This window comes from Bradyrhizobium genomosp. I (2014), assembly GCF_000261685.1.
GTDB lineage: Bacteria > Pseudomonadota > Alphaproteobacteria > Rhizobiales > Xanthobacteraceae > Bradyrhizobium.
The window spans coordinates 23169-30573 of sequence record NZ_AJQE01000221.1 but is presented as its reverse complement, the minus strand read 5'-3'; the positions used below and the strand labels follow the sequence as shown (position 1 = coordinate 30573).

Here is a 7405-nt window from a genome sequence, read left to right as displayed (position 1 = left end):
CGCCCAGACGATAGGGCTCGCCGCTCCGGTGCGGCGAGGTGTCCGGCGAGCGCTCCGCCAAATTGCGCAGCTCCTCGGAGACGTCGGCGAGATGGGCTGCGATCGACAGCTCGGAGCCGAGCACGTGCAGCTCGTTCAGATAGAACTGCATCACCCGGCTCGACTGCAGCCGCAGCGTACCGCGCATCACGTCGGCGGTGACGAACGGATTGCCGTCGCGGTCGCCGCCGATCCAGCTGCCCATGCGCAGGAACGAGGCGATCTCGCCCGCCGCCTGCTCGCCGCCCTCCTCCAGCCGATCCTCCAGCGCGTTGACCAGGCGCGGCACCTCGCGCAGGAAGGTGTAGTCGTAGAACGCCAGGCCGTTGGCGACCTCGTCGAGCACGGTGAGCTTGGTCCGGCGCAGCAGATTGGTCTGCCACAGCGTCAGCACCTCGCGGCGAAGCTGCTCGTCGCTGGCATCGGCCTCCTCCGCGGTCAGCGCGACGCGCTCGCGGCGGTCGAGCAGGCCTGCGACCTCCATCTCGCGGTCCATGGTGCTCTTGCGGCGAACTTCGGTCGGATGCGCGGTCAGAACCGGGCTGACCAGCGCACCCTTGAAGAAGTTGCGGAGCTGGTCGGGCCCGATGCCCGCCGCCTTGGCGTGCGCCAGCGTCTCCGCCAGCACGCCGGATCCGTCGCTTTTGGCAGCGGCGCGGGCGCGCATCTGGCGAATGTTGTTCTGGTCCTCGGCGATGTTGGCGAGGTGGGAGAAATAGCTGAAGGCGCGGACGATCCGCACCGTCTCCGAGATCGACATGCTGTCGAGGATCTGTTCGAGCTCGCGGCGCGCAAGCCGGTCCTCGTCGCGGTGGAACCGGATCGAGGTCTGCCGGATGCGCTCGACCAGGTCGAACACGTCGGCGCCCTCCTGGTCGCGCACGGTGTCGCCGAGGATGCGCCCGAGCAGGCGGATGTCGTCGCGCAACCGCGCCTCTGCTTCCGTGACCTGAACGTCCTCAGGGCGGTTGGGACGATGCTCGGTGGCGTCGGATGGTACGGTCTGGAGGGACATGGCTCGCTCCTTCTAGAGCTCCCTTGGCTCCCTGGTCCGAAGGAGTGTGCGATATTTTTCTGCCGCAGCGCAAGATGAACTTGGGGGCGGCGCACACCGTCGGCGGCATCCGTGTCCCGGACGCGCTGCAACGCCTTTAGCGTTGCTGCGCAGAGCCGGGACGCAGCAGAAGCCGCATCATCGCTCGCAATAGTCTGGGCCCCGGCTCTGCAGCGCACCACGCCGCGAAGACGCGTCGCGCTGCCCTGCGTCCGGGGCACGAGAGATGAGCCAGTTCTGGAAATAAACATGCCTTCGCGATCTCGCGGCGCGTGTCGCCCGAGTTTTGCTGTCCGTTTCGCCCTCATCGAGAAGAAAGGGCGCGGGGAAGGCCGGGCGCCGGCTGACACCCAGGGTCCGCACGCGACAAGACGCACGCGGGGTGACCACAGGTGACGCCGGGGCATCCCGGCCTTCCCTGCGCAATGGTGTTACGGCTTATGGCGCGCTCTCCCCGGGGAGCGATGCACTATTGCCCCCGTCGCCTTGCGGATTTCAGATGCGCGCACCCGGTCGGGCCGCCTCACCACCGCAAGCCTTGACGCACAGACCCCGGGCGTCAGGACCACACGCTTTTGCCGTCCGCGGACGTCCCTCCCCGGACAATCGGAGGCTCGCGCGTGCTCGCCCCCAATGCCGAAAAGACACGCTGTGACCGCGCCGTGTCGTACCGCGGATCGTGACGACTCACGGGCCTCAACCCGCCCTGCCATCCCGTCACGCGCCGGCGCTGCCGCGTCCATCGCATCCCAGCCTACGTATCGTGACGATCGCGAAACGTCCCTTCGACGGGCCGGGATGGAATGCGGTTTAACCGAAACTGCAAATTCGGTCAATCGGAATATTTGCGAGCCCGTCCCTTGACCAGCATGTGGCGTGGTTTGCCCGTCGGGCAACGCGAGGGATTGTATGACGGCGTAGGATGGGTAGAGCGAAGCGAAACCCATCCTGTTTCGTCATCTGAGAGCAGATTGATGGATTTCGCTGGCGCTCTACCCATCCTACGAGCTGTCGTGACAGACCGACGTCCGCTCCACCACGACAGCCGCCCCGCTGCTGCCGCCTCTCTGTTCGTCTCTGGGCGCGAGAAGCTGGCGAGCCGAAATCGCATCTTGCGGTTGTGAAGCGAGGCATTCTGTACATAGTTGCCGGATGGAAATTCGGGATGCCGAGATTGAGGACGCAGAGGCCGCTTGCCTCGTTATGAGGCGCTCGATAGCAGAGCTATGCGCGGCCGATCATAAGAACGATAGCGCCATCTTAGAGCGATGGTCGGGAAATAAGACTCCCGAGATTTTTGTCTCTTGGATCAAGCAGCCTGGAAATTCGGTGCTCGTAGCCGCTGAGGAGAATGACATTCTCGCTGTGGGATCGGTCACTGACGCCGGGCCAAATTACTTTGAACTACGTTTCTCCCGACGTGAGATTCCGTGGCATCAGTCGTGCGTTGCTTCGTGCGCTCGAAGCACGAGCGCTGGAGCGAGGCAACACGCGATGCACCCTGACTAGCACCGAAACCGCCCTTCGATTTTATGGCTCCAACGGCTATACGGCGGACGGCCAGCCCGTCGGCAATTTCGGTACCGGCTCCGGCTATCCAATGTCGAAGGCGCTCGTTACGCATACGCGTTGACCGCCAACGACTTCGCCTCAGGGTTACATGCCGCCGAGGCTACGCAAGCCGCGCGACTTCCGCTTCGCCGCCGAAGGCCGAGCACGTAGGATGGGTTGAGCCCTTGCGAAACTCATCATGCCTCGTCTCCGGCGGATGGATTGATGGGTTTCGCTGGCGCTCTATCCATCTTACGAGCTCAATCTGTTCGCCGTCTCAATGCGCTTGGTACAGCCAAAATCTCCAATCTTGGTACTGGTGTCATGACCAGGCACAACGCATCTACCTGCTGGTGCCACGACCGAAGCGATCCCAATCGACAGTCTCAGTGGAAGCCCCGGTCAATGCAGACAGCGCAGATCGCAGACACTTCCACACTGTCTGGTCGTTTGTGGATGGCCGTCGCGCTCGCGATGCCAGCAACAGTTGCATCAAGGGACAATGACCAAGGAGATAATCCCATGAAGGCGATCGCTGTAACGGATCAGGCCGCTGGAACGGCAGGGATGAAGCTGGTGGACCGGCCCGAGCCGCAGGCTGCGATAAACGACGTCGTGGTCCAGGTTCATGCGGCGAGATTTGTCCCGACTGAGCTGACCTGGCCTTCGACCTGGACTGATCGCCTCGATCACGACCGAACACCGTCGATCCCTGGGCACGAGCTCGCCGGAGTGGTCAGCGCTCTTGGATATGGAACGACAGGACTGGTGTTGGGACAGCGGGTGTTCGGCCTCGCGGACTGGTATCGCGACGGCACGCTGGCCGAGTATGTGGCGATCGAGGCGCGCAACCTCGCGCCGCTCCCGGGCGACGTCGACTTCACAGTGGGCGCGAGCCTGCCGGTCTCGGGCCTGACCGCATGGCAAGGGCTGTTCCAGCATGGCCGCCTTCAGGCGGGACAGAGCATCCTCGCACACGGCGCGGCCGGCGCAGTCGGGTCGATGGTGACGCAACTCGCACGAGAGGCGGGCGCCTACGTCATCGGCACCGGACGCGCCGCCGACCGTCAGACGGTGCTCGACTTCGGCGCGAAGGAGTTCGTCGACCTCGACCATGACTCGCTGAAAGACGTCGGCGAAGTCGATCTGGTATTCGATGTTATCGGCGGCGACATACAGAAGCAGTCCGTAGAACGGATTCGAGCCGGAGGAACACTGGTGACCGTCGTCGGGCCGGCCGAGGCGCGGCCCTCCGAGGGCCTGGCGGTCGACTTCGTCGTCGAGCCGGATCGCGCCCAACTGAGCGAGATCGTCCAGCGGGTGCGGGACGGACGACTACGGGCAAGCATCGGCAAGGTCTCAACCCTTGACGAAGCCGTCGCCGCCTTGAATCCGGCCGAGCGACGCAAGGGGAATACGATCATCCGTGTTCGTCCTTGAGCGAGGCCCGCCCATAGAGGCACGCAGCACGTAGGATGGGTTGAGCCCTTGCGAAACCCATCATGCCTCGTCTCCGGCGGATAAATTGATGGGTTTCGCTGGCGCTCTACCCATCCTACGCGTTCGCCTCAAGCCGGCACGATCACCTTGCCGATCGGCCACAGCGCTATCCCTGCGAGCTTCAGATGGGCCCAGGCGAAGGGGATGCCGATGATGGTCACGGCCAGCACCAGCGCGGTCAGGAGGTGGCCGAGCGCCAGCCACCAGCCGGCCAGCACGAACCAGATGATGTTGCCGATCACCCCGAGCGGGCCGGTGCCGATATCCTCGACGCCGGTCACGTCGTAGCGGTTGACCGCGCGCGAGCCGAACGGCAGCAGGGTGTAGACGGCGATGTTGAACGCCGCCCGCGCCCAGGGCAGGCCGATGATGGTGATGGCCATGATGACCGCGGCGATCACCCAGCCGAACGCCATCCAGGCGCCGCCGATGAGGATCCAGAGGATGTTCAGGAGCATGGATACGGGGGTCATGGGACGATCCGGAAGTCAGTGACTCCGTTCATATAGGGACGAAATCTGTCCCTGCGAAGACGGCCTAGCCCCGGATGAAGCGCATATCGCATTTTCCGCGAGCGGAGCGCGCGCCTCGTCCTTCGAGACGACCGCTTCGCGGTCTCCTCAGGATGAGGCTAAGCAGCATTGGCGCCCGTTGAAGGTGGCGCCGCACACCAGGTCCTCATCCTGAGGGCCCGCCGACGGCGGGCGTCTCGAAGGATGGCCGCAGGCGAAATCGCTCCGACATGCGATTCCTCCGGGGCTACGGACAACCGCCTACCGTCCCTCGAATTTCGGCTCCCGCTTTTCCATGAAGGCCTTCATGCCTTCGGCCATGTCCTGGGTTTTGAACAGCGGCAGGAGCTGGAGATAGACGTGATGGACGTGGTCGGAGAAATTCTCGTTCAGCCCCATCCGCATCATGCGCTTGGAGGCCTGCACCGCCAGCGGCGCATTGGCGGCGATCTCGCGGGCGATCGCAGTCGCGCGAGTGATCAGGTCGGCATCCGGCACGACCTCGTTGGCGAGGCCCCATTCCAGACATTCGCGCGCGCTGAGCGTGCGGCCCGTGAAGATCAGCTCGGAAGCCTTCGCCCAGCCCAGCATGCGCGGCAACAGCCAGGTGCCGCCGGATTCCGGCACGACGCCACGCTTGACGAAGGCAGCGGCAAGCTTGGCGGATTCCGCCATGACGCGGATGTCGCAGCCGAGCGCGGTGTCCATGCCGTAGCCGGCAGCGCCGCCATTCACGGCGCAGATCGTCGGCTTGTCCATCGCCTGGAGCACAGTGGGCGGCGTGTTGCGGAGGTTGATCGTCGTCGGCGAGGACGCGGCGCTGAGGCCGTTGCCGTCGCGCTCCTTGCGCAGGTCGAGGCCGGCGCAGAACGCCCTGCCCTTGCCGGTGAGGATCACGACGCGGACGTTCTTGTCCTCATTGGCTTCGGTGAGTAACCGCGCGAGATCGTTCAGCATCGAGCCGGAGATGGTGTTCATGCGCTCCGGCGCGTTCAGCGTGATGGTCGCGATGTGATCGGCGACGGTGTAGAGGACTTCGTTGGTCGCGTCGGTCATATGTCTCCCCATCCGTTGTCCCGTAAGGTGGGCAAAGGCGCATTTGCGCCGTGCCCACGATCTGTCTCCATAAGCGAATATGGTGGGCACGCCTCCGCCTTCGCTCTTCGAGCTACGGCGGGCGCTTTGCCCACCCTACGGCACCGCCTCAAATCTTTCGCCCCGCCTGCTCCCAATAGGGATCGCGCAGGCGGCGCTTGAAGATTTTCCCGGAATCTTCGCGCGGCAGTCCGGTGCGGATCTCGATGTGCTTGGGCACCTTGTAATCGGCCAGATGCGCCTTCAGCGCGACCCGGACGTCGGACGCCTCGAGCGCCACGCCCGGCTGCGGCTCGACCACGGCCATCAGCGCCTCGCCGAATTCGGCGTCGGGGATGCCGAACACGGCGCAATCATGCACGCCGGGCACGGCATGCAGCACGGATTCGATCTCGGCCGGATAGATGTTGACGCCGCCAGAGATCACCATGTCGCGCTTGCGGTCGCAGATGAAGACGTAGCCGTCCTCGTCGATGTAGCCGACATCGCCCGAGGTGATGAAGCCGCCGCGGTCGATCTCGGCGCGCTTCTCCGGCTTGTTGTGGTAGGTGAAATCGGCCATCTCAGCCATGCGGGAATAGATCTCGCCGATCTCGCCCACGCCGAGCATGCGGCCGTCCTCGCCGATGAAGCGCAGCTCGGCGCCGGGCGAGATCTTGCCGACCGTGCCGGGCTTCTTCAGCGCGTCCTCCGAGGTCGCAAAGGTGACGGCGCTGGATTCGGTCGAGCCGTAGAATTCGTAGATCACCGGCCCCCACCATTCGATCATGGCGCGCTTGACGTCGGCCGGGCACGGTGCGGCGGCATGGATGATGTGGCGGAGCGAGGAGACGTCGTACTTCTTGCGGACCGCCTCCGGCAGCTTCATCAGGCGAATGAACATGGTCGGCACCATGAAGATGGTGTCGATCTTGTATCGCTCGATTGCTTCCAGGAACTCCTCCGCCTCGAAGCGCGGCATCAGCACCAGAACCCCGCCGAGCCTGCCGGCGCGGATGCCGAACGAGTTCGGCGCGGAATGATAGAGCGGGCCCGGCAGCAGCGCGCGAGCGCCGGGCTTGAGCCCATAGATCATCGCGCGCATGCGCTCGCCGGCCGCCTGCTGCTCCGGCGTCGGCGCATTGCGGCGGACGCCCTTGGGATGGCCGGTTGTGCCCGAAGTGTAGATCATGTTCATGGGCTGCGGCACGACCGGTCCGTCATAGGGCCGGTGCTGCGCGAGCCACGTCTCGAAATCGATCGCGAAGTTCGGCGTCGCCAGATGATCCGGATCGATCTTGTAGTTGGACAGGATCTCCGGCGGCGTCGGCACGCTGAGCACGGTGACGCCCTTCGGTATGGCATTGCGCAAACCGTGCAGCATGTCGGCATGCGCGATCAGGACCGCGGTGCCGGAGTCCTCGAGGATGTAGGTGATCTCTTCCGGCTTGAAATGCCAGTTGATCGGCACGCCATAGGCGCCGAGGCGCATCGCGGCGTAGGCCGATTCCAGGAAGGCGATGTCGTTGCGCATCAGCATGCAGACGCAATCGCCCTGGCGGACACCGATCTTGGCGAGGCCCGAGGCGATGCGGTCGGCGCGATTGGCGACTTCGGTGTGGGAACGACGGCGCTCGCCGGACACGATGCCGAGGAATTGGGACGTTTCGCTCAT

General features: G+C 64.6%; 6 protein-coding genes. 2 read left to right on the top strand and 4 right to left on the bottom strand.

The window, feature by feature from the left end; all coding sequences use genetic code 11:
• Window positions 1-1054: phosphoenolpyruvate carboxylase (locus tag IC50_RS21305; protein WP_035709224.1), on the bottom strand; the 1054-nt coding region annotated here is incomplete at its 3' end.
• A gap of 1390 nt (window positions 1055-2444) precedes the next feature.
• Between IC50_RS21305 and IC50_RS43900 the strand changes: the two genes are divergently transcribed.
• Both IC50_RS43900 and IC50_RS21295 read left to right on the top strand, forming a co-directional pair.
• Window positions 2445-2726 carry a GNAT family N-acetyltransferase gene (locus tag IC50_RS43900; protein WP_333938145.1) on the top strand — a complete coding sequence of 94 codons (282 nt, stop codon included), beginning with the start codon at window positions 2445-2447 and terminating at the stop codon, window positions 2724-2726.
• Between the two features lie 440 nt (window positions 2727-3166).
• Window positions 3167-4084: an NADP-dependent oxidoreductase gene (locus tag IC50_RS21295; RefSeq protein ID WP_035709221.1), complete on the top strand. Its 918-nt coding sequence runs from the start codon at window positions 3167-3169 to the stop codon at window positions 4082-4084.
• Window positions 4085-4212: 128 nt separating this feature from the next.
• Here IC50_RS21295 and IC50_RS21290 read toward each other — a convergent pair whose 3' ends face one another.
• From IC50_RS21290 to IC50_RS21280, 3 genes are all read right to left on the bottom strand, one after another.
• Entirely contained in the window at window positions 4213-4617 is a 405-nt protein-coding gene (locus IC50_RS21290; RefSeq protein WP_035709218.1) for a YccF domain-containing protein, read from the bottom strand.
• Window positions 4618-4917: 300 nt separating this feature from the next.
• Window positions 4918-5712 (bottom strand): enoyl-CoA hydratase/isomerase family protein, encoded by a 795-nt coding sequence (locus tag IC50_RS21285; RefSeq protein WP_035709216.1) that lies wholly within the window; start codon window positions 5710-5712, stop codon window positions 4918-4920.
• A gap of 148 nt (window positions 5713-5860) precedes the next feature.
• On the bottom strand, window positions 5861-7405 hold the full coding sequence (locus IC50_RS21280) for an acyl-CoA synthetase (RefSeq protein ID WP_035709213.1): 1545 nt from the start codon (window positions 7403-7405) through the stop codon (window positions 5861-5863).

Coding starts and splice junctions, on each gene's coding strand:
- IC50_RS43900 (WP_333938145.1), top strand. CDS start 2,445: ATGACATTCTCGCTGTGGGATCGGTCACTGACGCCGGGCCAAATTACT.
- IC50_RS21295 (WP_035709221.1), top strand. CDS start 3,167: ATGAAGGCGATCGCTGTAACGGATCAGGCCGCTGGAACGGCAGGGATG.
- IC50_RS21290 (WP_035709218.1), bottom strand. CDS start 4,617: ATGACCCCCGTATCCATGCTCCTGAACATCCTCTGGATCCTCATCGGC.
- IC50_RS21285 (WP_035709216.1), bottom strand. CDS start 5,712: ATGACCGACGCGACCAACGAAGTCCTCTACACCGTCGCCGATCACATC.
- IC50_RS21280 (WP_035709213.1), bottom strand. CDS start 7,405: ATGAGCGAAACGTCCCAATTCCTCGGCATCGTGTCCGGCGAGCGCCGT.